Here is a 25,148-nt window from a genome sequence, read left to right as displayed (position 1 = left end):
GGCAGGGATCACGATGAACAAGAAACGTCTGTGCAACTGGGTGGTGGGTGCAACGATGCTCATGGCCGGCGCGGTCAGCGCGCAGGCCGAGACGATTCGTTTCGCCCTGGCCGCCGAACCCTATCCGCCGTTCTCGCAGAAGCAGCCCGACGGCAGCTGGGTCGGCTTCGAGCCGGACCTGATCCGCAAGGTCTGCGCCGAGATGAAAGCCACCTGCGAGATCGACGAAGTGGCCTGGGACGGCATCATCCCGGCGCTGCTGGCGAAGAAGATCGACGTGATCTTCAACTCCCTGTCGATCACCGAGGAGCGCGAGAAGCAGATCGCCTTCAGCCGCCCCTATTACGACACCCCGGTGGCTGTGGCCGCGCCCCAGGCCGTGGACCTGCAGATCACCCCTGACGGCCTGAAGGGCAAGACCATCGGCGTGCAGATCTCCACCGTCAGTGCCAACTACCTGAAGAAGTACTACGAGAAGATCGCCGACGTGCGCTACTACGACACCCAGGACTCGGTGAACGCCGACCTGGTGGCCGGGCGCATCGACCTGATGATGGCCGACGGCATCGCCGTGGCGACCTTCATCAAGTCGCCGGACGCGCAAGCCGCCGGCATCGTCAACAAGGGCGAAGTGAAGTACGACCCGATCTTTGGCCGTGGCGTTGGCGCCGGCATGCGCAAGGACGACACCGCGCTGAAGGCGAAGATGAACGATGCCATCGGCAAGCTGCTGGCCAGCGACGATTACAAGGCGCTGTCGGACAAGTACTTCGGCATGAGCGTCGCGCCCAAGCAATAACCCCTCGCGTCAGTGGATAGACCTGCGCCCGTTCTGGGCGCGGGCGTCCAATTTTGGAGAAGGTCATGCAAAGCATCTTCGACCTGATCGGCTTCGGCCCCATGGGCTGGGGCCCGGCGTTGCTCAAGGGGCTTCTGGTCACCCTGCAGATTTCTGTCGGCGCCTTCCTGGTCGGTTTGCTGATCGGCCTCGCTGCCGCCAGCGCCAAGATCGGCGGACCCCGCCCGCTGGCGATGCTTGCGCGCGGCTATACCACGCTGTGCCGGGCGGTGCCGGAACTGCTGCTGATCCTGCTGCTGTTCTACGTCGGCTCCATGGGGCTGAACCAGCTTTTCGCCTGGGCCGGCTTCGGCGAGGTGAAACTCAACGGGATGATGGTGGCCATCGTCGTGCTCGGCCTGGTGCAGGGCGCCTATGCCTCGGAGATCTTCCGTGGCGCGATCCAGGCGATCCCTTACGGGCAGATCGAAGCGGCACGGGCCTACGGCATGCATGGCTTCGGCCTGTTCCGCCGCGTGACCCTGCCGATCATGGCCCCTAACGCGCTGGCCGGCATGGCCAACCTCTGGGTCAACCTGATCAAGGACAGCGCGCTGATCAGCGTGGTAGGCACCAACGAGTTGCTCTACACCGCCAAGCAGGCGGCCGGTTCCACCCGTCACTACCTGACCTTCTACCTCACCGCGGCGGCGCTGTACTACGTGCTCACCGTGCTTTCCAACCTGTTCGCAGGTTACCTGGAGCGGCGCTTCCGCCGCTGGATTCCGGCGGTTTGAACGAGGCGCGGCGATGAACGAACACTGGCTATTCATCTACGGTGCCCTGCTGCTCAAGGGGCTGGGCACCACCCTGATCATCCTGCTGATTTCCGCCGTCCTGGGCTTTGCGCTCGCACTGGGCGTGGCGTTGGCGCGGATGTCGCGCAACTTCCTGGTCGCACGCCTGGCGCTGGCGTACACCAGCGTGATCCGCGGCACGCCGCTGCTGGTGCAGATCTACATCTTCTACTACGGCCTGGGCAGCCTGTTCGCGCAGTTCCCGCTGATCCGCGGCAGCTTCCTCTGGCCCTATCTGCGCGATGGCTTCTGGTACATCGTCATCGCACTGGTCCTGTCGGTCGGCGCCTACGTCGGCGAGGTGGTGCGTGGCGGCCTGAAGGCCGTGCCGCGCGGCGAGCTGGAGGCCGCTTCGGCGTTCGGCATGAACCGTACGCTGGTGCTCTACCGCGTCTGGCTGCCACGGGCGATCCGCCTGCTGCTGCCGACCCTGGCGGGGGAGAGCGTGATGCTGCTCAAGTCCACCGCGCTGGCGTCCACCATCGCCGTGGTCGACCTGCTCGGCGCGGCCAACGTGGTGCGCGCGCAGACCTTCAACGTCTATGAACCCTTGCTGCTGGTGGCGGCGATCTACATCTGCCTGACCTTCATCATCGAGGCCGGTTTCGCCGTGCTGGAGCGCAGCACGCCGATTCGCGGCGGGGCGCAGGGCAGGACGCAACGCTCCTGGCTGGGCAAGCGGCGACCGCGTACGGCTGTTTGATTGTGGATTTATGGCTCGCATTACGATCTCGCGAGCTAGAGCTGGATTAGGCGGGTGGGGCTCGAGGAGCGGAGTTTACGCCAGTAAATGAGCATCTGAGAGCGCCGCCCAACGACATCCAGCCGACGCGCAGCAGATCGTCAGGAATAGGCACCTCGGCGCAGCCCTTCCACCCAGCAACGGCTCAGCTCCAGTCCGTCGGCGGCACTGAAGGTGGCCGGGTTCAGACACCATTCCAGCCAGAGTCCGTCGAGCATGGCGGAGAGGCCGATGGCGGCCAGGCGCGGGCGCGCGACCTTGAAGCCCTCGGCGGCGGCAAGGTCGCTGATGAGTGTTTCCAGGAGGGTGAGGTAGCTCTGGTAGCCGCGCTCGTGGGCGTCGTTCACCGGCGGCGAGTGGCGGATCAGGCTCCAGAACACCACCCAGGGGCTGAGCAGGTCGGGGTCGAGGACCTGGGGCGAGAAGGAGCCGGTGAGGAAGGCTTCCATGCGCGCCGCAGGGGCATCGCCGGCGGCGTCGACCTGTTCGTGGAGCGCCCGGGTGACTTCGCCGGCGAGGGTCTCGTAGGCCTGGGCGACCAGGGCGTCGATGCTGCCGAAGTGGTGGTTCACCAGGCCCACGGCTACACCGGCTTCCTTGGCGATGCGGCGCACGGAAATACCCGCGTGGCCATCGGCGACCAGGCACTTGAGGCAGGCGCGGACCAGATGGTCGCGGCGTTCCTCGGAGGTGGCGCGCTGGGCTTTCTGGCGGGGCATATCCACGGGGCGTCCTTCTGGGATGGCGAGTGGCTCCGATACTAGGAGGCGCCGAAGAAGATTTCCATGGGCAATTCGGACAGAGGAGAGGACATATGATCGAGGACGTTTCCTTCAGCGTACCCGGGGATTCCGGCGCCGAGCTGTGCGTGCGTGCCTGGCGCGTCGATGGTGGAAAGCCGGGGCCGAAGGTGCACCTGCAAGCGGGTGTGCATGCCGATGAAATCGCCGGGATGCTGGTGCTCCACGAGCTGCTGCCGCGCCTGCGCGAAGCGGCGCGCAAGGGCGCGCTGAACGGCAGTGTGACGGTGGTGCCGCAGGCCAATCCCATCGGCATCGGGCAGTTCCGCCAGGGCCGTATCCTCGGTCGTCATCACGATGCGAGCGCGCGCAATTTCAACCGGGGTTTCCCCGCTTCGGCGGCGGCCACGGGCACCCTGGACAACCTCACCCTCTGGCAGAAGCGCCTGGCCGAACTGGCCGCACCGGCGGACATCGTGCTCGACCTGCACACCGACGACGAGGCGCTGCAGTACGTCTACCTGCACGAATGCTTCTGGCCTGCCGGCCGGGACCTCGCCGCGGCGCTGCGCGCGGAGCTTGCGATCATCTGGGAGGGCGACAGCGACGGTGCCTTCGAGGAGGTGGTGATCGCCCCCTGGCTTGCCGAGCAGCGCCTCGACGGGCGCCTGGTGGCCACGGTCGAGTTGCGTGGGCAGGGCGACGTCAGCGATGCGCTGGCGCGCCAGGATGCTGATGGGATCTATCGCTTCCTCGGCGCGCGCGGGGTGGTGACGGATGCTGAACCGCTGCCCGAGTGGAAAGGTGTCGCCACGCCCATTGGTTTCATGGAGACCGTGTTCGCTCCGGCCGCTGGCGTGCTGGTGTTCGAGCGCGAACTGGGCGAATGGATCGAGGCGGGGGAGCGCTTCGGCCGCATCGTTGCCCGGCCCGGGGATGCGAGCAGCGAGCACGTCCTGCGCTCGCCGCAGAGTGGCATTCTCGCGACCCGTTATCGCGACCGCCTGATCCCGCAGGGCGCCATCGCGGCCAAGCTGACCGGCGGCGCGCAGTCGAGCACCTGGAGCGCAGGCGCGCTCGATCCGTAATAGCGGATTGCTCTTCGTAGGAGCGAGCTTGCTCGCGAACGGATTCCGCAGCGGGGCTTGGGTTCGCGAGCAAGCTCGCTCCTACAGGGCTATACGTTACAGCCAGACTGCGTTCCAGAAGGGATAGTCTCGAAGGGATCGGACCAGGCCGGCGCGTAGAGGGTTGGCGACTAAGTAACGAGCTGCTGTTTTCAGGTCTTCTTCGCGGCGGAGAGCGTGATCGTGATAACCGGATTGCCAGACTTTTCCGGTGCGGCCAATCGATCTGTTCAGTGCAATTGCTGTGCGTGATTTGAGTTGCTGCATGCAACCGTCGAGATTTATATCGTCCAGCTCGATCAGGCAGTGCAGGTGATCTGGCATCAGTACCCAGGCATGGATTTCGACAGATGCGTGCTGGATGAACGAATGGATTTCCTTGGCAACCACAAGGGCGTGGCTCCACCGGCTGAAGAGGCGTTCGCGCTGTTGAGTCACTGTAGTGACGAAGTAGATCTGCCCTGGAACTGAGTGACGTCCATTGCGCAAATCCTTGCCATGAAATGCCATTGCCCAGCTCCCCCGGCATCCAGTGCCAAGGATTGCAGAGGAGGAGAGGCCTGACTGTAGGAGCGAGCTTGCTCGCGAACCTGCGGGGTCCTGTTCGCGAGCAAGCTCGCTCCTACAAAAAACGTTGGCGCAAATGAAAACGCCCGCGCAAGGCGGGCGTTTGCTGAGCAGCGAACTCAGTGGTGTTCGCGGGTGGCGCGGAAGGTGATGTCCGGCCAGCGCTCTTCCATCAGGCTCAGGTTGACGCGGGTCGGGGCCAGGTAGGTCAGGTGGCCGCCGCCGTCCACCGAGAGGTTCTCGAACGCCTTGTCCTTGAACTCCTTAAGCTTCTTCTCGTCCTTGCACTCGATCCAGCGTGCCGACCAGACGTTGATCGCCTCGTAGGCGCACTCGACCTTGTATTCCTCCTTCAGGCGGCTGGCGACGACGTCGAACTGCAGCACGCCGACGGCGCCGAGGATGATGTCGTTGTTGCGCTCGGGGAAGAACACCTGGGTGGCGCCTTCCTCGGCCAGTTCCTGCAGGCCCTGGCGCAGCTGCTTGGACTTGAGCGGGTCCTTCAGGCGCACGCGGCGGAACAGTTCCGGGGCGAAGTGCGGGATGCCGGTGAAGCCCAGCGCCTCGCCTTCGGTGAAGGTGTCGCCGATCTGGATGGTGCCGTGGTTGTGCAGGCCGATGATGTCGCCGGCGTAGGCCTCTTCCAGCTGCTCACGCTCGCTGGAGAAGAAGGTCAGCGCGTCGGCGATCTTCACGTCCTTGCCCAGGCGCACGTGGCGCATCTTCATGCCCTTCTCGTACTTGCCCGAGCAGATGCGCATGAAGGCGATACGGTCGCGGTGTTTCGGGTCCATGTTCGCCTGGATCTTGAACACGAAGCCGGAGAATTTCTCCTCGGTCGGCGCCACGGTGCGCTCGTGGGTGCCGCGCTCCAGCGGTTGCGGGGCCCAGTCGACGATGCAGTCGAGCACCTGGTCGACACCGAAGTTGCCCAGTGCGGTACCGAAGAACACCGGGGTCATCTCGCCGTCGAGGAATGCCTGCTTGTCGAACTCGTGGCAGGCGCCCTGCACCAGCTCAAGCTCTTCGAGGAAGTTCTCGTAGAGGTCGCCCAGGTGCGCGCGGGCTTCGTCCGAGTCCAGCTTGTCGATGATCTTCGTCTCGATGCGCTCGTGGCCGTGGCCCGGCACGTAGACGATGATCTTGTCTTCGGCGAGGTGGTAGACGCCCTTGAAGTCCTTGTAGCAGCCGATCGGCCAGGTGATGGGCGCGGCCTTGATCTTCAGCACCGCTTCGATCTCGTCGAGCAGCTCGATCGGGTCGCGGATGTCGCGGTCGAGTTTGTTGATGAAGCTGACGATGGGCGTGTCGCGCAGGCGGCAGACTTCCATAAGGGCGATGGTGCGCGGCTCTACACCCTTACCGCCGTCGAGGACCATCAGCGCCGAGTCCACCGCGGTCAGGGTGCGGTAGGTGTCTTCGGAGAAGTCTTCGTGGCCGGGGGTGTCGAGCAGGTTGATCATGTGCTCGCGGTAGGGGAACTGCATCACCGAGGTAGTGATGGAGATGCCGCGCTGCTTTTCCATCTCCATCCAGTCGGAGGTGGCGTGGCGGTCGGATTTACGCGACTTCACGGTACCGGCGACGGCGATCGCCTTGCCCATCAGCAGGAGCTTTTCGGTAATGGTGGTCTTACCGGCGTCGGGGTGGGAAATGATCGCGAACGTGCGGCGTTTGGCGACTTCGGCGGCCTGGAGGGTCATGGATGCGTGCCTGGCTGGAATCGATGGTGGGCCCGGATCGGCCCAAAAGCGCGGGATTATAACGGGAAATGACCGGTCGATCAGCGCCACCGGGCACCCGGTGGATGACCTGTGCTCCCGGCGGTCCCTTCGGAAGGGGAGCCGGTAATCGAATCCGAGGCTATCGACCCACCGGCCATGACCTCTTTATCCCGGCGGAAAAGGTCGGTCGGATGGCCCTGTCACTCTCTTGAAACCCGCGTCTGTGCAGCATTCCATGACGTTTTGTTAAGTATTCGAAACGAAACGCCGGATCGCGACAAAGGGTTATGAAAAGGCGGCAATTTTTGATTGATCTGTGCTGCCTCTGGTCCTAAAGTTCGCGCCCGAACGCTCATGCTGGAAACGATCCATCCGGCTCAAGTACTGACGACGAGAGTCAGCCTGACATTCGCTCAGCGGCTTCTGCGACCACTTCATGGCTAGGCGCTTCGCCGTAGACAGTAGATCTACTACGGCAAGGCGGAGCAACGACGCCAGGGAGTGGTCGCAGGAGTCGCCTGGCACCAGGTGATACTCGGCGACATGCCTTGGGAAGTAGGCGAACCAAAGTGGGGAAACTGATCAGGCGTTCGTGGCTCGAAAGATAAGAGCCGTCCCTCTTTTCAATTGCGTGTTTTGCCATTTGGAGTCCCAACCATGTCCATCAAGGTCGAGGATTACTTCGCCCCGGAAACCTTCCAGCGCATGAAGGCGTTTGCCGACAAGCAGGAAACCCCCTTCGTCGTCATCGACAAGCAGACCATCGCCAACGCGTACGACCAGCTGACCGACTGCTTCCCGTTCGCCAAGATCTACTACGCGGTGAAGGCCAACCCGGCCACCGAGATCACCGAGTTGCTGCGCGACAAGGGTTCGAACTTCGATATCGCCTCGATCTACGAGCTGGACAAGGTGATGAAGACCGGCGTGGGCCCGGAGCGCATCAGCTACGGCAACACCATCAAGAAAGCCCGTGACATCCGCTATTTCTACGAGAAGGGCGTGCGCCTGTTCGCCACCGACTCCGAGGCCGATCTGCGCAACATCGCCAAGGCCGCGCCGGGCGCCAAGGTCTACGTGCGCATCCTGACCGAGGGTTCCACCTCCGCCGACTGGCCGCTGTCGCGCAAGTTCGGCTGCCAGACCGACATGGCCATGGATCTGCTGGTGCTGGCCCGCGACCTGGGCCTGGTGCCCTACGGCGTGTCCTTCCACGTGGGCTCGCAGCAGCGCGACATCGGCGTGTGGGATGCGGCCATCGCCAAGGTGAAGGTCATCTTCGAGCGCCTGAAGGAAGAAGACGGCATCGAGCTGAAGATGATCAATATGGGCGGTGGCTTCCCGGCCAATTACATCGCCAAGACCAACAGCCTGGAAACCTACGCCGAAGAGATCATCCGCTTCCTCAAGGAAGACTTCGGCGACGAGCTGCCGGAAATCATCCTGGAGCCGGGCCGTTCGCTGATCGCCAACGCCGGCATCCTGGTCAGCGAAGTGGTGCTGGTGGCGCGCAAGTCGCGTACCGCCGTGGAGCGCTGGGTGTTCACCGACGTGGGCAAGTTCTCCGGCCTGATCGAAACCATGGACGAGTCCATCAAGTTCCCGATCCATGTGGAGAAGCAGGGCGAGCTGGAAGAAGTGGTAATCGCCGGCCCGACCTGCGACAGCGCCGACATCATGTACGAGCACTACAAGTACGGCCTGCCGCTGAACCTGGCTGCCGGCGACCGCCTCTACTGGCTGTCCACCGGTGCTTACACCACCAGCTACAGCGCGGTGGAATTCAACGGCTTCCCGCCGCTGAAGGCGTTCTACCTGTAAGGTTCAGGCTCGACTGAAAAGGCCCCGCGATGCGGGGCTTTTTCGTTTCTGGCGTTTGTATTTCGTAGGAGCGAGCTTGCTCGCGAACCGCCCAACACCGATGCCGCCGGCTGAATCTGTTCGCGAGCAAGCTCGCTCCTACAAGAGGCCACACCCGACAGTTTCCGTGGGAACCATTGCGCCGGGCTCGATGACTGTGGGAGCGGACTTCGTCCGCGATGAACCCGCTGCAGGGCCGGATCGCGGACGGAGTCCGCTCCTACGAAAGGCCGGCACATCGTGAAATGAAAACGCCCCGCAGTGCGGGGCGTTTTCATGAACAGGACCGACTCAACCCTTGTTGGGCTGCTCCGCCGGAGTCTGTGCGGTATCCGGCGACTTGGCGTCCTTGGCGATCTCCTGCTGCGCGGCCTGGGTCGGCGGCAGCTTGTCGAACTCGTGCAGGCCGTCCTTCTTGTAGGGGTCGCCGATCCAGCGCGGGGCTACGACGAACTGCTCGCTGACCAGGCTCTTGACCGGTTCGAAGCGGTCGTAGCTCAGGCCCGCGAGGTCCGACAGGGTGTGGATCAGGTGCGAGCTGCTGTACGGACGGTTGGCGGCCGCCTGCAGGTCGCGCGGGTGCGCGGCCTGCCAGCTGGGCGAGGTCCAGACCATGAAGGGAATGGTGTACATCGGCCGGGTCGGGGCGCCTTCGTTGCGGCCCAGGCGGTCGTGGTTGCCCGAGCTGTAGACGTCCTCGCCGTGGTCGGAGAGGTACAGCAGGAAGCCGTTCGGGTCGGTCGCGGCATAGCGCTTGATCAGGCTGGAGACCACGAAATCGTTGTACAGCACCGCGTTGTCATAGAAGTTGTAGGTTTCCACCTGATCGTCGGACAGCGCCGACGGCACGCCCTGGCGGTCCTTGAAGTGGGCGTACTGCTCCGGATAGCGGTAGCGATAGTCCATGTGCGTGCCGAGCAGGTGGATGACGATGAACTTCTTCTGCGCCGGGTCCTGCAGGGCCTTCTCGAAGGGTTCGAGCACCACGCCGTCGTACTGGCTGGCGTTCTGGTTGCGCTGGTTGTTCAGGTAGAACTGCGCGTCCGTCTGCTGCGAGAAGGTGGTCAGCATGGTGTTGCGCTTGGTCATCGTCTGCTGGTTGGTGATCCAGAAGGTCTTGTAGCCCGCCTGTTTCATCAGGTTGATCAGCGACGGATCGGTGAGGAACTTGTCCGGGTTCTGCTCATCGCCGAAGGTGAGGATCTGCTGCATCACCTCGATGGTGTAGGGACGCGGCGAGACCACGTTCTGGAACACCGTCAGGTTGTGGCCCTCGGCGGCGGCCAGCGCGTCGAGGTTCGGGGTGGTTTCGCGCGGGTAGCCGTACAGGTGCATGTGCTCGCGGGTGGTGGATTCACCCAGCACCAGCACCAGGGTGCGCGGCGCTTCGCCGCTGCTGTCCTTGAGGTTCTGCAGTGGCGGCAGGGAGGCGTTCTGTTCCAGCAGCTTCTGCATGTTGTCCAGCTGCTGGCGGTACTGGGCATAGCCCACGACCAGCTGCCAGGGCACGGCCGGCTCCATGCGCTGCTGCACCTTCTCCAGCGCCTCGGCGAAGCTGCGCTCCTGGGTCACCATCTGCTTGTAGAAGGGGTAGAGCAGGTTCATCACCACCAGCAGCACGGCCACCGGAATGCGGGCGTAGAGGGGCAGGGTGACCGGACGGATGCGCCGCCACAGCAGCACCGCGACCACGCTGTAGACCAGCAGCGCCAGGCACAGCCAGATACTGAAGTACTGGCTGAAGTATTCGCCGGCTTCGGCGGTATTCGATTCGAACATGACGAAGATGACGCTCTGCGAGAACTCCTGGCGGTAGATGCCGAAGTAGCTCAGGCCTACCAGCGAAGCGCCCCACAGCACCAGGCCGATGACCGCGGAAATCCCCCGGGTGAAGCGTGGCAGCAGCAGGACCGGGGCGAGCCATAGGCTGCTGAGGAAGAAGGCATCACGGAAGCCGGCGAAGCCGGTGGTGCCGCTGAGCAGGATCAGCAGCTGGGTAATGCCGGAGAAGTACCAGAAGAACAGGAGCAGCCAGCCCAGGCCGGCCCAGTCGACGCCTTTGCGGGCGGAAGGGGAAGTAGTGGTAGACACACACGCCTCGTCGATTCGGGACAGAAGGCTGCAGTCCCGCAGCCTAAAAAGCCGGCAAGGTTATCAGGAGTGGCGTGAAAAATGCGTCAAGTTGCAATGATCCTATGCTGGACGCAGCGAATTCAGACGCATTCTGTCAGATTCATCGCCCAGTTCGGCGGCGCGCTGGCAGTAGGCGAGGGCCAGCTGGCGCAGGGGCTCCAGCGGGGAGCGGGCCAGTTGCTCGCGGGCGACCCGCAGGAAATTCAGGTTGCCGCCGTGCAGCGCACGCTGCAGCCAGGGCAGGGCGGTGTCCAGGTCGCCGGCCTCGGCCAGCACCGTGGCGTGGCTGAACTGGCCGCGGAAGTCGCCGGCCTCGGCGGAGCGCTGGTACCAGCGATAGGCGGCCTCGGCATCGCGGGGAACCACCAGGCCTTCCTCGTAGAAGCGGCCGACCAGGTTCATCGACTTGGCGTGCCCCAGTTCCGCTGCCCGGCGATAGAGTGCCAGGGCGCGGGCCTCGTCGCGCGCCACGCCGCGTCCGGTGGCGAGCAGGTTGGCCAGGTTGTACATCGCCCAGTCCAGTCCCGCTTCGGCGGCGAGTGCGTAGTGGCCGGCGGCAGAGGCGGGATCGGCGACGCCGCCCCAGCCGTGCTCCAGGCAGCGACCGAGCATGTTGCGCGCCATGGCGTGGCCGCGTCCGGCGGCGATGCCGAACCAGGTCAGGGCCAGCGCCGGGTCGCGCTCGATGCCGTGGCCGTCGAGGAGGATCTGGCCGAGCAGGGCCTGGGCTTCCAGTTCGCCGTCGCGGGCGGCGGCGAGGATCAGCCGCGCGGCCTGGCGCGGGTCATCGGCAAGTTGGCCGGCGAGGTCTTCAACGGCGATTTCTTCGGTGCGGCGCAGGACGAAGCTCATGGGCGTCAGACATCCACCCAGCGGCGCAGCAGGTTGTGGTAGGTACCGGTCAGCTCGACCAGCGCGGGGTGCTCGGGCACGTCGCGGGTCAGCGCCTGGATCGACTGGTCCATCTGGAACAGCAGGGCACGCTGGCTGTCCTCGCGCACCAGGCTCTGGGTCCAGAAGAACGAGGCGATGCGCGCGCCACGGGTCACCGGATTGACCTTGTGCAGGCTGGTGGCGGGGTAGAGCACCAGGTCGCCCGCCGGCAGCTTCACCTGCTGGGTGCCGTAGGTGTCGTGGATCACCAGTTCGCCGCCGTCGTAGTCCTCCGGATCGCTGAAGAACAGCGTCGAGGAGACGTCGGTGCGCACGCGCTCGCGGCCACCCTGGACGTCGCGCACGGCGTTGTCGATGTGGAAGTCGAAGGAGCCGCCGCCGGTGTAGCAGTTGAACAGCGGCGGAAAGACCTTGTGCGGCAGCGCGGCGGACTGGAACAGCGGGTTGCTCCACAGGCGCTGCAGCATGGCCTCGCCGATCTCGCGGGCCAGCGGGTGGTCCTGCGGCAGTTGCAGGTTGTGCTTGGCGCGGGCTGACTGGTAACCGGCGGTGGCCTTGCCGTCGCCCCATTCAGCCTGTTCCAAGGCGGCGCGGATTCGCGTCACTTCCTCGCGGGTGAAGATGCCGGGAATGTGCAACAGCATGGGGCGGTTCCGTCGGTGCCTGAGAAGCTGTCAATGATAATGATTTGCAATAGCTAGCTACAACCGCTACGCCCTGTCACAGGTCAGTCATGAAATGTAAATCTTGTAAATCAGATGCGTATGATAATGCCTAGTAATTGATATGAATTCTTAATTGCAATAGATTGCGCGGCCTTCATGAGCCCCTGGGGAGGGATTTGCAATGTCGCGCCCATCGTCCGATCTCGCCGGCAACACGCCGCGCCTGCTGGCATCCGCCGTCGGTGTCGCCATCACCGCCATGTCCGGCAGCCACCTGGCCCATGCCGCCGAATCCTCGGAGAAGAAGCCGAGCCAGGACGTATTGTCCCTCGACGCCGATACCGTCGTCGGTACCCAGCAGCAGGACCCGACGACCTACAACGTCGAGAAGTCCGCGTCGAAGAAGTACACCGCACCGCTGCTGGATACCCCGCGCTCGGTGACCGTTGTGCCGCAGCAGGTGATCAAGGACACCGGCGCGCTGACCCTGCAGGATGCCCTGCGTACCGTGCCGGGCATCACCTTCGGCGCGGGCGAGGGCGGCAACCCGACCGGCGACCGTCCGTTCATCCGTGGCTTCGACGCCCAGAGCGACACCTATGTCGACGGCGTACGCGACACCGGCGCGCAGTCCCGTGAAGTGTTCAACCTGGAACAGATCGAAGTCAGCAAGGGCCCGAACTCGGCCTTCGGTGGCCGTGGCTCGGCCGGTGGCAGCCTGAACCTGATCAGCAAGCAGGCCAAGGCCGGCAACTTCACCGACGGCAGCTTCACCTATGGTTCCGACCAGACCCGACGCTACACCCTCGACACCAACCAGGAGTTCCTCGACGGCAACGCTGCCTTCCGCCTGAACCTGATGACCCACGACCAGAACGTCGCCGGCCGCCAGGCGGTGGACGCCAGCCGCTGGGGCATTGCGCCGTCCGTGACCTTCGGCCTTAATGGCCCGACCCGCCTCACGGTCAGCCACTACCACCTGGAAAGCGACGACACCCCGGACTCGGGCATCCCGTACGCCAAGAGCGCCGACCGCAGCAAGCACAACCCGGACAAGCCGGTGAACGTCGATCGTGACAACTTCTATGGCCTGGAGGACCGCGACTTCTCCAAGAGCCGCGTGGACACCAGCACCATCACCTTCGAGCACGACTTCAACGACAACCTGAGCCTGCGCAACACCACGCGCTACGGCACCAGCCACCAGGACTACATCATGACGCAGCCCGACGACAGTCAGGGCAACGTCAACAACGGCACCGTGTGGCGGCGCAACAACAACCGCATCAGCACCACCACCACCGCGACCAACCAGACCGACCTGTTCGGCGAGTTCTACCTGGCCGGCTTCAAGAACAGCTTCACAACCGGCCTCGAGTTCTCCCGCGAGGACAGCAAGCGCGACAGTTACACGGTCGACACTGACACCGGTCTGAACAAAAACAAGTGCAACCCCTCGATGGTCGGCGCGCCCAGCGGCTACAACTGCACCAGCCTGGAAAACCCCAACCCGCACGACCCGTGGAACGGCAGCATCACCCGCAACTACAAGCCGATGAACACCGTGGGCACCACCCAGGCCATCTACGGCTTCGACACCCTGGACCTGAACGAGCAGTGGCAGGTCAACTTCGGTGCGCGCTTCGACAGCTTCCAGACCACCGCGAAGAATCACGCCGCAACGCCCACTACCACCAAGTTCGAAGACAACTCCAACTTCTGGAACTGGCAGGCCGGCGTGGTCTACAAGCCGGCGCCCAACGGCAGCATCTACGCGTCCTACGCCACCTCGGCGACGCCGCCGGGCGCCATGCTGGACAACGGCAACACCTCCAACGCGGTGGACGCCTTCTCGGTGAAGAACAACCTGGAGCCGGAAGAAACCACCAACTACGAGATCGGCACCAAGTGGAGCTTCCTGGATGAGCGCCTGGAGCTGACCGGCGCGATCTTCCGCACCGACAAGGACAACGCCAGGATCCTGGTGGCGCCGCAGACCTACGACAACGCCGGCCAGTCCCGCGTCGATGGCCTGGAGCTGACCGCCAGCGGTAAGCTGACCGACAAGTGGAAGGTCTTCGCCGGCTACAGCTACCTCGACAGCGAGCTGGTGAAAGCCGGCAAGACCGGCCGCAACGGCAACATCACCGCCAACGTGCCGTCCAACGATGGCAACGAAATGCCCAACACGCCGAAGAACAGCTTCAGCCTGTGGACCACCTACGACGTCCTGCCCAACGCCACCATCGGCGGCGGCACCTTCTACGTCGACAAGGTCTACGGCGACGTGGCCAACACCATGTACGTCCCGGACTACTGGCGCTACGACGCGATGGCCGCCTACAAGCTGAGCAAGAACGTCGACTTCCAGCTCAACGTGCAGAACGTCTTCGACAAGAAGTACTTCGACAAGGCCTACGCCTCGCACTATGCGACCCAGGCGGCGGGCCGCACCGTGCTGCTGTCCACGAACTTCCACTTCTAAGAACCTGTTTACGATCAGCTGCGCGTCGGCATAACTGCGTTAAAAACAGGCGAGGACTGCTCATTTACAGCTCGTAAACTCCGCGTCCTCGCCTGTTTTTGCCTTGTTCTGCTCTAGCTCGCGAGATCGTAAACAGGTTCTAAGGCTCGCCTGCGGGCGAACCACCCCGGCCGACGCTCCTCGGCCGGGGTTTTTGTGTGTGTAAGCCCTGGGTAAAGGTTGTAAAAGACGGCTGCATTTGCGAGCCGTTCTCAATAAAATTCCGTTCCGCGCAGAGTGCGGCATGACGTGAGGCCACGGTGTTGAAGAAAGTCTGGTTCCAGTTGCATTGGCTGTTCGGTATCAGCGCCGGCCTGGTGTTGGCGCTGATGGGCCTGACCGGGGCGATGCTGTCCTTCCAGGACGAAATCCTGCGCGCCATGAATCCCGCCAGCCTCACCGTGGAAAAGCGTGCCGAAGGCACGCTGCCGATGGACGAACTGATCCGCCGGGTGGAGAGCGCCGAGCCGGGCAAGAAGGTCGCCTTCGTCTGGGTGAGCATCGATGGCAACCAGGCCGGCAAGCTCTTCTACACGCCCAAGCCGGGCCAGCGCCGTGGCGAGTCGCGCTACGTCGACCCGTACTCCGGGGAGTTCCTGCCGGCGCCCAGGGGCGAAGGCTTCTTCAACTTCGTCATGCAGCTGCACCGTTTCCTCGCCGCGGGCGAGGCGGGCAAGCAGGTCACTGCCGCCTGCACCTTGATCCTGCTGTACCTGTGCCTGTCCGGCCTGTACCTGCGCTGGCCGCGCAAGGCGCTGAACTGGCGTGCCTGGCTGACCTTCGACTGGGCCAAGAAGGGCCGGGCATTCAACTGGGACCTGCACGCCGTGGCCGGCACCTGGTGCCTGGCGTTCTACCTGCTGGCGACGCTGACCGGCCTGTACTGGTCCTACGACTGGTACCGCGCCGGCCTGTTCAAGCTGCTCGACGACGCCCCCGCCGGCCAGCAGAAGGGCGGCCAGCGTGGCGGCGGCAAGCGCGGCCCGGCGCCGGAAGGTCCGCCGCCGGTGGTCGATGCCAGCGCCGTCTGGGCCACCATCCAGCAGACCGGCGGCCCTGCGATGGCCACCTACAACCTGCGCCTGCCGCCGGTGCAGGGCCAGCCCGCCACCGTCTTCTATCTCCTTGATGATGCCGCCCACGAGCGCGCCTTCAACGAGATGAGCATCGACCCGGCCAGCGGCAAGCTGCTGGCCCACAAGCGCTACAACGACAGTTCGTTCGGCAGGCAACTGCTGACCAGTGTCTATGCCTTGCACGTGGGCAGTTATTTCGGTCTGCCGGGGCGCATCCTGATGATGCTGGCGAGCCTGTCGATGCCGCTGTTCTTCGTCACGGGCTGGCTGCTCTACCTAGACCGCCGCCGCAAGAAGCGCGCGGCTCGGGCGGCACGAGGGGAGCTGAGCAATGACGCCGGTGCCGACGCCTGGCTGGTGGGCTACGCCAGCCAGAGCGGCTTCGCCGAGCGCCTCGCCTGGCAGAGCGCCGGGCAACTCCAGGCCGCCGGCCTGCCGGTGCGCGTGGAGCCGCTGGCGAAGCTGGACCGCGCGCAGTTGGAGCAGACCCGCAACGCGCTGTTCGTGGTCAGCACCTTCGGCGACGGCGAGGCTCCGGACAGTGCCCGTGGTTTCGAGCGTCAGCTGCTGGGCCAACGCCTTGGCCTGACTGATCTGCGCTTTGCCGTGCTCGCCCTGGGCGATCGCCAGTACGACCAGTTCTGCGGCTTCGCCCGCCGCCTGCAAGGCTGGCTGCAAGGGCAGGGTGCGCGGACGCTGTTCGATGGCGTCGAGGTGGACAACGGCGATGCCGCCGCCCTGCACGACTGGCAGCAGCGCCTGGCCGAACTCTCCGGCGCCGCACCGCAGGCTGCCCTCACTGCGCCGGCCTTCGAGGTCTGGACCCTGGCCGGCCGCGAACATCTCAATCCGGGCAGCCAGGGCGAATCCACCTGGCTGCTGCGCCTGGCCGCACCCAGCGATTCGCAGATCGACTGGAGTGCCGGCGACCTGGTGGAAATCGTCCCGCGTCAGCCGGAATTCCTGGTCAGCGCCTGGCTGAAGCGTCTCGGGTTGGACGGCGAGTCCCGCATCCAGGCCGACGGCATCGCCACGCCGCTGCGGGTGGCCCTGGCCGGCTGCCTGCTGCCGGGCAACCTCGAACACCTGGTCGGCCTGCACGGCCAGGCGCTGTACGACGCGCTGATCAAGCTCTCGGTGCGGCAATACTCCATCGCCTCGCTGCGCAGCGATGGTGCGCTGGAACTGATCGTGCGCCAGGAGCAGCACGCCGACGGCTCGCTGGGCATCTGCTCCGGCTGGCTGACCGAGTACCTGCCGGACGGCGGCAGCCTGCTGCTGCGTTTGCGCCGCAACCGCAGCTTCCACCTCAGCGAGGAGGACCGGCCGCTGATCCTGATCGGCAACGGCACCGGACTGGCCGGCCTGCGCGGCCTGCTGCGCGCCAGCATCGCCGAAGGTCGCCGGCGCAACTGGCTGCTGTTCGGCGAGCGTAATATCGCCCATGACTTCTACTGCCGCGAAGAGCTGGAAGGCGCGTTGGCGCGGGGCGAGCTGCAACGCCTGGACGTCGCCTTCTCCCGCGACCAGGCCGAGAAGGTCTACGTGCAGGATCGCCTGCGCGCCAGCGGCGACGTGCTGGTCCAGTGGCTGGACGAGGGCGCGGTGATCCACGTCTGCGGCAGCCTGCAGGGCATGGCCGAAGGCGTCGACCGCACGCTGCGCGAGATGCTGGGCGATACCGAGGTCGAGGCGCTGCTGGAGAGCGGGCGCTATCGGCGCGACGTTTATTGATCCGGCGTTTAGGGTAGCCAATCGCGGACGGAGTCCGCTCCTACGATAAGGCTCATCTCGGTAGCAGCTGTTTTTCGTAGGAGCGAGCAAGCTCGCTCCTACAAGATCAAATGCCCTGCGCCTGACTCCCCCTGTAGGAGCGGGCCATGCCCGCGATGCTTTTCAATCGCCTGGAAACAAAAAGGCCCCCGCCAATGCGGAGGCCTTGATATCACGAACGCAGCTCAGACCCAGACGATCACCGCCAGCAGCGCCGCCAGGACTCCCCACTTCTCCAGGTAATACAGCTTGCGATTGCGCTTCTTCAGCGCCTTGCCGTGCAGGCGGATCTTGTACAGCGAGGCGAAGGCGCGGTTGATGGCGCCGGTCCTGTCGCCCGCGTCATTGGGCGAGGCCGCCGCGGCCATCACGTTGCGGCTGAACCAGCGGTTGAAGGCCGTGGCCCAGCGGTACTTCAACGGACGCTCGATGTCGCAGAAGAGGATCACCCGGTCATGCTCCGTGGTGTTCTCGGCGTAGTGGATATAGGTCTCGTCGAACACCACGGCTTCGCCGTCGCGCCAGTGGTAGCGCTCGCCGTCCACCTCGATGAAACAGGCCGGATCGTTCGGCGTCATCAGCCCCAGGTGATAGCGCAGCGAGCCGGCATAGGGGTCGCGGTGGCGCACCAGGCGCGAGCCGGGCGGCAGCTCGGCGAACATCGCCGCCTTCACCGAGGGAATCCGCCGCAGCAGCTCGGTGGTCCTGGGGCACAGCGCGTCGGCGGAGGGATGGCTGTCGTCGTACCACTTCAGGTAGAAGCGCTTCCAGCCAGTCTTGAAGAAGGAGTTGAAACCCACGTCGTTGAGCTGCTCGGAGCGCTTGATGCTGCCGGCGTCGCGCAGGTGCAGGGCTTCGCTGCGGATGGTTTCCCAGTTCTCGGTCAGCAGGCGCATTTCGGGGAAGTCGTCGGTCGCCAGGTACGGGCGGGCCGGTACCTTCGAGAACAGATACATGAGGCAATTGATCGGCGCCAGGAAGCTGGAGTGGTCGGTCAGCTGGCGCGAGAATTTGTGGCGCACCCGTCCACGCAGGTGGACATAGGCGATGCTCAGGCCGAAGGTGGCCAGGATAGCTGCTTTGATCATTCAGGCAGGTTTCCGCGTGTCTAACGTGTGGATGGTACTCCTGCCGACCCTGACTGAGTATTCTCCAAAGGCCAAAGGCCGGCGTCTGCCTTAACCTGTAGGAACTTTCGAAAGATGGTGACCCCGATGACCGAACGCACTGCGCGGATTCTGCTCAATTGCGACATGGGCGAAAGCTTCGGTGCCTGGCGCATGGGGGACGACGCCCATGCCATGCCGCTGATCGACCAGGCCAACCTCGCCTGCGGTTACCACGCCGGCGACCCGCTGACCATGCAGCGCACCGTGCGCCTGGCGGTGGAGCACGGTGTCAGCATCGGCGCCCATCCCGCCTACCCGGACCTCGCCGGCTTCGGCCGCCGCCACATGAGCTGTTCGCCCGAGGAAGTCCAGGCGCTGGTGCTCTACCAGCTCGGCGCGCTGGACGCCTTCTGCCGTGCCGCCGGCACCCGCGTCGACTATGTGAAGCCCCACGGCGCGCTGTACAACGACCTGGTGCGCGACGACGCGCTGCTATCGGCCGTGCTCGACGCCTGCGCCGCCTACCGCAAGAGCCTGCCACTGATGGTGCTGGCGCTGGCCGACAACAGCCGCGAGCTGCAACTGGCCGACGCCGCCGACGTGCCGCTGATGTTCGAAGCTTTCGCCGACCGCGCCTACCTGCCCGACGGCCAGCTCGCTCCGCGTCGCCTGCCCAATGCCGTGCACCACGAGCCGGAGCGCATCCTCGACCAGGCCCTGGCCATCGCTCGTGGCGAGCCCTTCCCGGACATCGACGGCAACCCGCTGCGGCTGCGCGCCGACAGCCTTTGCGTGCATGGCGACAATCCCGAGTCCCTGGCGGTGCTGCGCCGTCTGCGTGGGCTGCTGGACCAGGCATGATTCGCGTCGAAGCGTTTGGCGCCACGGCGTTGCTGATCACCCTGGCCGAGCAGCCCGACGAGACGCTGCCATTACGCATCGCCCGCCTCGCCGGGCGCCTGCGGGCCGAGCTCGGCCCGGCGCTGACCGACTGCGTGTCGGGCTGGACGACGTTGCTGCTTCACTACGACCTGCTGCGCATCGACCTGCCGGAACTGCAGCACCGCGTGCAGGCTGTGCTGGTGGACTGGCCGGGCGGCTCGGACGCAGTGGCTGCGGGACGCTTGCACGAAATTGCAGTCTGGTACGCCGGCGAAGACCTTGCGGAAATTGCTCGTCTCTGCGGACTTGCACCCGCAGAGGTGATCGACCTGCACGCCGGTCATGACTACCGCGTCGGCGCCATCGGTTTTGCCCCCGGCTTCGCCTACCTCGGCGAGCTGGACGAACGCCTCGCCCTGCCGCGCCGGGCCACGCCGCGCACTCGTGTTCCGGCCGGCAGCCTGGCCATCGCCGAACGGCAGACGGCGGTTTATCCACAGGCCTCGCCGGGTGGTTGGCATCTGATAGGGCGCACCGCGCAACGTCTGTTCGATCCGCATCAGGAACCGCCTTGCCCCTTGGCGGTCGGTGACCGCGTGCGCTTCGTGCCCATCGACGAAGCGGCTTTCCGCGCCGCCGGTGGCGAATCATGAGCCTGAAGGTCATCGCCTGCGGCCCGCTGTGCCTGCTGCAGGATGGTGGGCGCCATGGTTGGCAGGGGCTGGGCGTATCGCCCGGTGGCCCGGTCGATAAACACGCGGCGGCCTGGGCCAATCGCCTGCTGGGCAATGCGCCCGGCGCTGCGCTGCTGGAAATCGCCCTGGGCGGCCTGGAGCTGGAAACACAGGCCGATACCTGGCTGGCGCTGACGGGCGCCGAGCTGCCCTCGAGTCTCGATGGCGAACCGCTGCCGGCCTGGTCGCGCTTTCGCGCGCGGGCAGGGCAGCGTCTGAAACTGGGCTTCGCCCGCGCCGGCCAGCGAGCCTACCTCGCCGCAGCGGGCGGCTTCCACGCGGAGCCGGTGCTGGGCAGCGTCTCGACCCAGACGCGGGAACAGCTCGGCGGTCTCGCGGGCAACGGCCAGCCGCTCGCAGTGGGCGATATGCTGGAGTGCACCGCAGAAGGCGGACGTTTCGCCCGCGCTGCCAGCGTGCCCTGGCCCTACCAACCGGATTACCGCGAAGTCCCGACGCTGCGTGTGCTGCCCGGCCCGGATGCGTTCACAGAGCAACAGCGACAAGCCTTCTTCGACCAGCCCTGGCGGATCAACCCGCAGTCCGACCGCATGGGCGTGCGCCTGCGCGGCGAGGCAATGAGCGCGCCGCGTCGGCAGTGGTCATTGGGGGTTGTGGAAGGGGCGATCCAGGTGCCGCCGGATGGCCAGCCGATCATCCTGCTGGCTGACCGGCAGACCATGGGCGGTTACCCGCTGCTGGGCGTTCTGCACCCGCTGGACATCGGCCGCCTGGCGCAATGCCCGGCGCACAGCGAGGTGCGTTTTGCCGAGTCGACGGTGGAACAGGCACAGGCGGACCTGCGCGAGTTCCTGGGTTTCTTCGCTACTTAGGCAGGTGCCGCAGCGGCAGCGGCGCCGACTCCTTCACGGTCTGGATGGCGAAGTTGCTGCGGATGTCGCTGACGCCCGGCAGCTTGAGCAGAGTGCCGGTGAGGAACTGCTCGTAGGCGCGCAGGTCGGGCAGCACCACTTGCAGGAGGAAGTCCGACTCGCCGCTGACCAGGTGCACCGAGATGACTTCCGGCAGGTCGATCACCGCCTGGCGGAAGGCGGACGCGCTGCTGTCGCTGTGGCGTTCGACCTTCACTCCGACGAATACCGTCAGGCCCAGCCCGACTTCGTCGCGACCCAGCTCGGCGTGGTAGCCGCGGATCATCCCGGCCTCTTCCAGCAGGCGCACCCGGCGCAGGCAGGGGGAGGGCGAGAGGCCGATTTCCTCGGCGAGCTGCACGTTGGTCAGGCGGCCGTCGCGCTGCAGGGCGGCGAGGATGCGGTGGTCGTAGGCGTCCAGCTTGATGTTTGGCATAAGTGATATCTGTTGCGGGTCTGAATTGGCAGAACATGCCAACCAGTCTGCCAATCATGGCTGAATACGCAAGCACCTGCCTTGGCCTTCGGGCATAGAATCCTTATCCGCGATCACCTTTGCGGAGCTGCTTTCATGGATATCGGCGTGTTCCTGCTGGCCCTGGCGATGGTCTACCTGCTGCCCGGGCCGGACATGATTCTCCTGCTGCACACCGGTGCCCGCGATGGCAGTCGCGCCGCGCTGGCGACCGCCGTCGGGCTGGCGCTGGCGCGGGCCTGCCATGTGGCGCTGGCGGCGACCGGGCTGGCGCTGCTGTTCCGCACGGCGCCCTGGACCTTCGATGCCGTACGTATCGTCGGCGGTGTGTACCTGGCGTGGATCGGGCTGCAACTGTTGCGGGCGCCTGTCGGTCTCGGGGTGGAGAGCGCCGAATGCATGAAATCCCCGGCGAGCTATGGGCGAGCCTTCCGCCGTGGGGTGCTGACCAATCTGCTGAACCCCAAGGCGCTGATCTTCTGCTCTGTGTTGCTACCGCAATTCATCCAGCCGCAGAACGGCCCGCTGGCCATGCAGTTCGCAGTGCTGGGCGGCGTGCTGGTGGTGGTCGGCTTTGGCTTCGACAGTTTCTATGCGCTCAGCGGCGAGCGCATGGGGCGCTGGCTGGCGCGGCATCGGCTGATGCAGCGGGTGCAGCAGTGGGGCTTTGGCGGAATTCTATTGGGCTTCGGTGCACGCCTTGCGCTGATCCGTGACCTTTGAACTGGGGCTTTCGTAGGAGCGAGCTTGCTCGCGAATGGCCCTGCTCCGCTGCCAGGAGGTTCTCGAGCAAGCTCGCTCCTACAGGGTGTTTCCCTCAAAGGTCTTCCGGCTGGATTTTCCACAGCCTCGCTACGGACGGCTTCTGCGGATTGCGCGCCACCACCAGCAGACCCAGTTCCGTGCCGCGCAATTCGCGCAATAGCTGCGCGCCGTTGCGCTGCTGCAGGTTCTCGGCAAGATGTCCCAAAGCGATGGCGGCGGCCGCCGGGTGGGTAGCGACGGGCACGTAACCGCCATCGTCCATGTCCAGCACGACGTGTTTCTCGCCGGGCTCCGGGGCGGGCAGGTACAGGTTGGCCTTGAGCAGTTGGGTCATGGCTTCGTTGCGCTGCGCGGCGGACAGTTGCCCCTGTGGCAGGGCGCGCTCCAGCGGATGGAATGTGTCCTTTGGCTCCGCTTTCGGTTGGGTCTCGGCGGGCGTGACGGGGGCCTTCGCGGGACTGGGGCGCACAACAGGCGTCGGCGCGGGAGCGGGCAGGCCCGGTTCCTCCTCATCGAGGCCGTCCCAGTCGATCTCGTCAAGGTCGATTTCCTGCTGGACCTTCTTCCTCGGTGTCGCCTTCTTCCGTGCGCCCACGGCTGCGCGGATGTCCTGCCGTTGCCGGCGTTTCCACTTGTGGATCTGGACGTTGGCGATGATCGCGGCAACGAGGATGAGCAGAAGGAAGAACAACAGCATGACTGGCGTGGCCCTGTGGATAACGGCCACTGCGGTGCTGGGCAGTGGCGGGACGCCACCCTAGCGGGACAGGCTGGAGCAGGCGGTAGGCCTGTTCCCTATGCGTGGTAGGACGCGGCTGAATCCGAAAGGGTGGGCCGGCCTATGACCGGCCCACCGCGTTTCAGTTCAGGAATTGCTCCGCGTGGTGGCAGGCCACCTGGCGCTCATCGAGCAGGCGCAGCTCCGGCACCTCGGCCTTGCAGCGCTCGGTCGCGTATGGGCAGCGCTTGTGGAAGGCGCAGCCAGTGGGCGGGTTGAGCGGGTTGGGGAGTTCGCCCTGAATCTTGATCTTCGGCTTGGACGGATCGGGGTGGATGGCCGGGGTCGCCGACAGCAGCGCCTGGGTGTAGGGGTGCAGCGGGCGCTCGTAGAGCTTGTCCGCCGGGCCCATTTCCGCCGGGCGGCCGAGGTACATCACCAGCACGTCGTCGGCCACGTGACGGACCACGGCGAGGTTGTGGGAGATGAAGACGTAGGCGGTGCCGAACTCCTGCTGCAGGTCCATGAACAGGTTGAGCACCTGGGCCTGGATCGACACGTCCAGCGCCGAGGTCGGTTCGTCCGCCACCAGCACCTTGGGCCGCAGCATCATGGCGCGGGCCAGGGCGATGCGCTGGCGCTGGCCGCCGGAGAACATGTGCGGGTAGCGCTGGTAGTGCTCGGGGCGCAGGCCGACCTGCTTCATCATCGCCTGCACGCGCTCGCGGCGCTCGGCGCGGGAGAGGCTGGTGTTGATCACCAGCGGTTCGGCCAACTGGTCGCCGATCTTCTGCCGGGGGTTGAGCGAGGCGTAGGGGTTCTGGAACACCATCTGCACGTCGCGGCGCAGTTGCTTGCGCGTCTCGTGGTCGGCGCCCTTCACTTCGTGGCCGGCGATCTGCAGGGAGCCGGCGGTGGGCTCCTCGATCAGGGTCAGGGCGCGGGCGAGAGTGGACTTGCCGCAGCCGGATTCGCCGACCACCGCGAGGGTCTTGCCGGCTTGCAGGTCGAAGGACACGCCATTGAGTGCGCGGACCAGGGCGTGTGGCTTGAACATGCCCTGGGAGATCTCGTAGTGACGGGTGAGGTCGCGGGCGGTCAGGACGGCGTTCATCGGGCCACCTCGGTGTTCAGGTTGAGCGGATAGAAGCAGCGCACCGCGCCGCGCTCATGGGGTTCCAGCGCCGGGCGCACGCTGCGGCAGTTGTCCTGCGCGTAGGGGCAGCGCGGCGACAGCAGGCAGCCCTGCGGTCGGTCGTACTTGCCGGGGACGATGCCGGGCAGGGTGGCCAGGCGCTCCTCGCCGGCGCTGTGCTCGGGGATCGCCTTGAGCAGCGCCTCGGTATAGGGATGGGTGGGGGCGTCGAACAGCGCCGGCACCTGGCCGATTTCCACCGCCTGGCCCGCATACATGACGCAGACGCGCTGGGCGGTCTCGGCAACCACGGCGAGGTCGTGGGTGATCAGGATCAGCGCCATGCCCTGGTCGCGCTGCAGGTTCAGCAGCAGCTCCATGATCTGAGCCTGGATGGTGACGTCCAGCGCGGTGGTGGGTTCGTCGGCGATCAGCAGCTTGGGTTCGCCGGCGATGGCCATGGCGATGGCCACGCGCTGGCTCATGCCGCCGGAGAGCTGGTGCGGGTAGGCGTCCAGGCGCTGGGCCGCGCCGGGGATTTCCACCCGTTCGAGCAGTTCCAGGGCGCGCTGGCGGGCGGCCTTGCCGCGCAGGCCGAGGTGCAGGTTGAGGACTTCCTCGATCTGGTAGCCGACGGTGAAGCTGGGGTTGAGCGCGGTCATCGGGTCCTGGAAGACCATGGCGATGTCCTTGCCGACGATGCGGCGGCGCTCGCGGCCTTTCAGGCGCAGCATGTCGGTGCCGTCGAATTGCATGGTGTCGGCGGTGATGATGCCGGGGGCGTCGATCAGGCCCATCAGCGCCATCATGGTCACCGACTTGCCGGAGCCCGATTCGCCGACGATGGCCAGGACTTCACCCTTGTCCACCGAGAGGTCGAGGCCGTCCACTACCGGGATGGCATTGCGGTCGCCGAAGCGGACCGAGAGATTGCGCAGGTCGAGGAGGCTCATACGGCGGTCTCCATCAGGTTCTTGTTGTTATGGCGAACGGATGAC

22 protein-coding genes are annotated in these 25,148 nt (G+C 65.4%); 11 read left to right on the top strand and 11 right to left on the bottom strand.

The features are described 5' to 3' along the window. The first annotated feature begins 13 nt into the window (after window positions 1–13). From ACQ5BL_RS23145 to ACQ5BL_RS23135, 3 genes are all read left to right on the top strand, one after another. Window positions 14–799, top strand: coding sequence for a transporter substrate-binding domain-containing protein (locus tag ACQ5BL_RS23145; protein ID WP_207883524.1), 786 nt, complete (start codon window positions 14–16; stop codon window positions 797–799). A 65-nt stretch (window positions 800–864) separates the two neighbouring features. Then, window positions 865–1,575: an ABC transporter permease gene (locus tag ACQ5BL_RS23140; protein ID WP_207883526.1), complete on the top strand. Its 711-nt coding sequence runs from the start codon at window positions 865–867 to the stop codon at window positions 1,573–1,575. A 13-nt stretch (window positions 1,576–1,588) separates the two neighbouring features. Next, window positions 1,589–2,338, top strand: a complete 750-nt coding sequence (locus ACQ5BL_RS23135) for an ABC transporter permease (protein ID WP_243805352.1) — start codon at window positions 1,589–1,591, stop codon at window positions 2,336–2,338. Between the two features lie 140 nt (window positions 2,339–2,478). Here ACQ5BL_RS23135 and ACQ5BL_RS23130 read toward each other — a convergent pair whose 3' ends face one another. Next, the gene (locus ACQ5BL_RS23130) at window positions 2,479–3,102 is read right to left on the bottom strand and encodes a TetR/AcrR family transcriptional regulator (RefSeq protein ID WP_243805353.1); all 624 of its coding nucleotides are present in this window, start codon (window positions 3,100–3,102) and stop codon (window positions 2,479–2,481) included. Window positions 3,103–3,191: 89 nt separating this feature from the next. Between ACQ5BL_RS23130 and ACQ5BL_RS23125 the strand changes: the two genes are divergently transcribed. After that, window positions 3,192–4,205, top strand: a complete 1,014-nt coding sequence (locus ACQ5BL_RS23125; protein ID WP_243805354.1) for a succinylglutamate desuccinylase/aspartoacylase domain-containing protein — start codon at window positions 3,192–3,194, stop codon at window positions 4,203–4,205. A gap of 96 nt (window positions 4,206–4,301) precedes the next feature. Here ACQ5BL_RS23125 and ACQ5BL_RS23120 read toward each other — a convergent pair whose 3' ends face one another. Continuing rightward, window positions 4,302–4,754, bottom strand: a complete 453-nt coding sequence (locus tag ACQ5BL_RS23120; protein WP_243805355.1) for an REP-associated tyrosine transposase — start codon at window positions 4,752–4,754, stop codon at window positions 4,302–4,304. A 176-nt stretch (window positions 4,755–4,930) separates the two neighbouring features. Then, window positions 4,931–6,514 carry a peptide chain release factor 3 gene (locus tag ACQ5BL_RS23115; RefSeq protein ID WP_243805356.1) on the bottom strand — a complete coding sequence of 528 codons (1,584 nt, stop codon included), beginning with the start codon at window positions 6,512–6,514 and terminating at the stop codon, window positions 4,931–4,933. Window positions 6,515–7,192: 678 nt separating this feature from the next. Here ACQ5BL_RS23115 and ACQ5BL_RS23110 point away from each other — a divergent pair. Beyond that, window positions 7,193–8,356: a type III PLP-dependent enzyme gene (locus tag ACQ5BL_RS23110; protein WP_152220567.1), complete on the top strand. Its 1,164-nt coding sequence runs from the start codon at window positions 7,193–7,195 to the stop codon at window positions 8,354–8,356. A gap of 330 nt (window positions 8,357–8,686) precedes the next feature. Here the strand turns inward: ACQ5BL_RS23110 and ACQ5BL_RS23105 are convergent, their stop codons facing one another. The 3 genes from ACQ5BL_RS23105 to ACQ5BL_RS23095 all read right to left on the bottom strand — a co-directional run bounded on the left by ACQ5BL_RS23105 (window position 8,687) and on the right by ACQ5BL_RS23095 (window position 12,066). Next, window positions 8,687–10,486, bottom strand: coding sequence for a phosphoethanolamine transferase CptA (locus ACQ5BL_RS23105; RefSeq protein WP_243805357.1), 1,800 nt, complete (start codon window positions 10,484–10,486; stop codon window positions 8,687–8,689). A gap of 102 nt (window positions 10,487–10,588) precedes the next feature. Beyond that, a complete protein-coding gene (locus ACQ5BL_RS23100) occupies window positions 10,589–11,380 on the bottom strand; it encodes a tetratricopeptide repeat protein (RefSeq protein ID WP_243805358.1) in 792 nt (263 codons plus the stop codon). A 5-nt stretch (window positions 11,381–11,385) separates the two neighbouring features. Then, on the bottom strand, window positions 11,386–12,066 hold the full coding sequence (locus ACQ5BL_RS23095) for a Fe2+-dependent dioxygenase (protein ID WP_243805359.1): 681 nt from the start codon (window positions 12,064–12,066) through the stop codon (window positions 11,386–11,388). A gap of 202 nt (window positions 12,067–12,268) precedes the next feature. Between ACQ5BL_RS23095 and ACQ5BL_RS23090 the strand changes: the two genes are divergently transcribed. Both ACQ5BL_RS23090 and ACQ5BL_RS23085 read left to right on the top strand, forming a co-directional pair. Then, window positions 12,269–14,572 carry a TonB-dependent receptor gene (locus ACQ5BL_RS23090; protein WP_243805360.1) on the top strand — a complete coding sequence of 768 codons (2,304 nt, stop codon included), beginning with the start codon at window positions 12,269–12,271 and terminating at the stop codon, window positions 14,570–14,572. 302 nt (window positions 14,573–14,874) lie between these two features. Beyond that, on the top strand, window positions 14,875–17,421 hold the full coding sequence (locus ACQ5BL_RS23085; RefSeq protein ID WP_243805596.1) for a PepSY domain-containing protein: 2,547 nt from the start codon (window positions 14,875–14,877) through the stop codon (window positions 17,419–17,421). Between the two features lie 224 nt (window positions 17,422–17,645). Here the strand turns inward: ACQ5BL_RS23085 and lpxO are convergent, their stop codons facing one another. Continuing rightward, a complete protein-coding gene (lpxO, locus tag ACQ5BL_RS23080; protein WP_207884146.1) occupies window positions 17,646–18,545 on the bottom strand; it encodes a lipid A hydroxylase LpxO in 900 nt (299 codons plus the stop codon). Between the two features lie 129 nt (window positions 18,546–18,674). Here lpxO and ACQ5BL_RS23075 point away from each other — a divergent pair, with 129 nt between their 5' ends. Genes ACQ5BL_RS23075 through ACQ5BL_RS23065 form a run of 3 tightly spaced genes read left to right on the top strand, consistent with a single transcriptional unit; the run spans window position 18,675 to window position 21,018 of the window. After that, window positions 18,675–19,430 carry a 5-oxoprolinase subunit PxpA gene (locus ACQ5BL_RS23075; protein ID WP_243805361.1) on the top strand — a complete coding sequence of 252 codons (756 nt, stop codon included), beginning with the start codon at window positions 18,675–18,677 and terminating at the stop codon, window positions 19,428–19,430. Continuing rightward, window positions 19,427–20,104, top strand: coding sequence for a 5-oxoprolinase subunit PxpB (gene pxpB, locus ACQ5BL_RS23070; protein WP_243805362.1), 678 nt, complete (start codon window positions 19,427–19,429; stop codon window positions 20,102–20,104). The genes ACQ5BL_RS23075 and pxpB overlap by 4 nt, the downstream gene beginning before the upstream one ends. Next, window positions 20,101–21,018 carry a biotin-dependent carboxyltransferase family protein gene (locus ACQ5BL_RS23065; RefSeq protein ID WP_279577219.1) on the top strand — a complete coding sequence of 306 codons (918 nt, stop codon included), beginning with the start codon at window positions 20,101–20,103 and terminating at the stop codon, window positions 21,016–21,018. Before pxpB ends, ACQ5BL_RS23065 begins: the two co-directional genes overlap by 4 nt. On the opposite strand, the gene ACQ5BL_RS23060 is transcribed toward ACQ5BL_RS23065, so the two are convergent. Next, the gene (locus ACQ5BL_RS23060) at window positions 21,011–21,484 is read right to left on the bottom strand and encodes an Lrp/AsnC family transcriptional regulator (RefSeq protein WP_243805599.1); all 474 of its coding nucleotides are present in this window, start codon (window positions 21,482–21,484) and stop codon (window positions 21,011–21,013) included. The two genes, ACQ5BL_RS23065 and ACQ5BL_RS23060, sit on opposite strands and share 8 nt — an antisense overlap. A gap of 144 nt (window positions 21,485–21,628) precedes the next feature. Here ACQ5BL_RS23060 and ACQ5BL_RS23055 point away from each other — a divergent pair, with 144 nt between their 5' ends. Then, on the top strand, window positions 21,629–22,255 hold the full coding sequence (locus ACQ5BL_RS23055) for a LysE family translocator (RefSeq protein WP_243805363.1): 627 nt from the start codon (window positions 21,629–21,631) through the stop codon (window positions 22,253–22,255). A 94-nt stretch (window positions 22,256–22,349) separates the two neighbouring features. Here the strand turns inward: ACQ5BL_RS23055 and ACQ5BL_RS23050 are convergent, their stop codons facing one another. The 3 genes from ACQ5BL_RS23050 to ACQ5BL_RS23040 all read right to left on the bottom strand — a co-directional run bounded on the left by ACQ5BL_RS23050 (window position 22,350) and on the right by ACQ5BL_RS23040 (window position 25,103). After that, the gene (locus ACQ5BL_RS23050) at window positions 22,350–22,994 is read right to left on the bottom strand and encodes a hypothetical protein (protein WP_279577221.1); all 645 of its coding nucleotides are present in this window, start codon (window positions 22,992–22,994) and stop codon (window positions 22,350–22,352) included. A gap of 163 nt (window positions 22,995–23,157) precedes the next feature. After that, a complete protein-coding gene (locus ACQ5BL_RS23045) occupies window positions 23,158–24,129 on the bottom strand; it encodes a peptide ABC transporter ATP-binding protein (RefSeq protein WP_243805364.1) in 972 nt (323 codons plus the stop codon). Further along, complete coding sequence (locus ACQ5BL_RS23040; protein ID WP_243805365.1) at window positions 24,126–25,103, bottom strand: ABC transporter ATP-binding protein; 978 nt, start codon at window positions 25,101–25,103, stop codon at window positions 24,126–24,128. The genes ACQ5BL_RS23045 and ACQ5BL_RS23040 overlap by 4 nt, the downstream gene beginning before the upstream one ends. Between the last annotated feature and the right edge of the window lie 45 nt (window positions 25,104–25,148).

It is taken from the genome of Pseudomonas sp. B1-22 (assembly GCF_050474425.1).
Classification (GTDB): Bacteria; Pseudomonadota; Gammaproteobacteria; order Pseudomonadales; family Pseudomonadaceae; genus Pseudomonas.
This window is presented reverse-complemented; position numbering and strand designations above follow the sequence as displayed.

Bases quoted from the DNA above. Each gene is read 5' to 3' on its own strand.
- ACQ5BL_RS23145 (WP_207883524.1), top strand. From the start codon at position 14: ATGAACAAGAAACGTCTGTGCAACTGGGTGGTGGGTGCAACGATGCTC.
- ACQ5BL_RS23140 (WP_207883526.1), top strand. From the start codon at position 865: ATGCAAAGCATCTTCGACCTGATCGGCTTCGGCCCCATGGGCTGGGGC.
- ACQ5BL_RS23135 (WP_243805352.1), top strand. From the start codon at position 1,589: ATGAACGAACACTGGCTATTCATCTACGGTGCCCTGCTGCTCAAGGGG.
- ACQ5BL_RS23125 (WP_243805354.1), top strand. From the start codon at position 3,192: ATGATCGAGGACGTTTCCTTCAGCGTACCCGGGGATTCCGGCGCCGAG.
- ACQ5BL_RS23120 (WP_243805355.1), bottom strand. From the start codon at position 4,754: ATGGCATTTCATGGCAAGGATTTGCGCAATGGACGTCACTCAGTTCCA.
- ACQ5BL_RS23115 (WP_243805356.1), bottom strand. From the start codon at position 6,514: ATGACCCTCCAGGCCGCCGAAGTCGCCAAACGCCGCACGTTCGCGATC.
- ACQ5BL_RS23110 (WP_152220567.1), top strand. From the start codon at position 7,193: ATGTCCATCAAGGTCGAGGATTACTTCGCCCCGGAAACCTTCCAGCGC.
- ACQ5BL_RS23100 (WP_243805358.1), bottom strand. From the start codon at position 11,380: ATGAGCTTCGTCCTGCGCCGCACCGAAGAAATCGCCGTTGAAGACCTC.
- ACQ5BL_RS23095 (WP_243805359.1), bottom strand. From the start codon at position 12,066: ATGCTGTTGCACATTCCCGGCATCTTCACCCGCGAGGAAGTGACGCGA.
- ACQ5BL_RS23090 (WP_243805360.1), top strand. From the start codon at position 12,269: ATGTCGCGCCCATCGTCCGATCTCGCCGGCAACACGCCGCGCCTGCTG.
- ACQ5BL_RS23075 (WP_243805361.1), top strand. From the start codon at position 18,675: ATGACCGAACGCACTGCGCGGATTCTGCTCAATTGCGACATGGGCGAA.
- pxpB (WP_243805362.1), top strand. From the start codon at position 19,427: ATGATTCGCGTCGAAGCGTTTGGCGCCACGGCGTTGCTGATCACCCTG.
- ACQ5BL_RS23065 (WP_279577219.1), top strand. From the start codon at position 20,101: ATGAGCCTGAAGGTCATCGCCTGCGGCCCGCTGTGCCTGCTGCAGGAT.
- ACQ5BL_RS23055 (WP_243805363.1), top strand. From the start codon at position 21,629: ATGGATATCGGCGTGTTCCTGCTGGCCCTGGCGATGGTCTACCTGCTG.
- ACQ5BL_RS23050 (WP_279577221.1), bottom strand. From the start codon at position 22,994: ATGCTGTTGTTCTTCCTTCTGCTCATCCTCGTTGCCGCGATCATCGCC.
- ACQ5BL_RS23045 (WP_243805364.1), bottom strand. From the start codon at position 24,129: ATGAACGCCGTCCTGACCGCCCGCGACCTCACCCGTCACTACGAGATC.
- ACQ5BL_RS23040 (WP_243805365.1), bottom strand. From the start codon at position 25,103: ATGAGCCTCCTCGACCTGCGCAATCTCTCGGTCCGCTTCGGCGACCGC.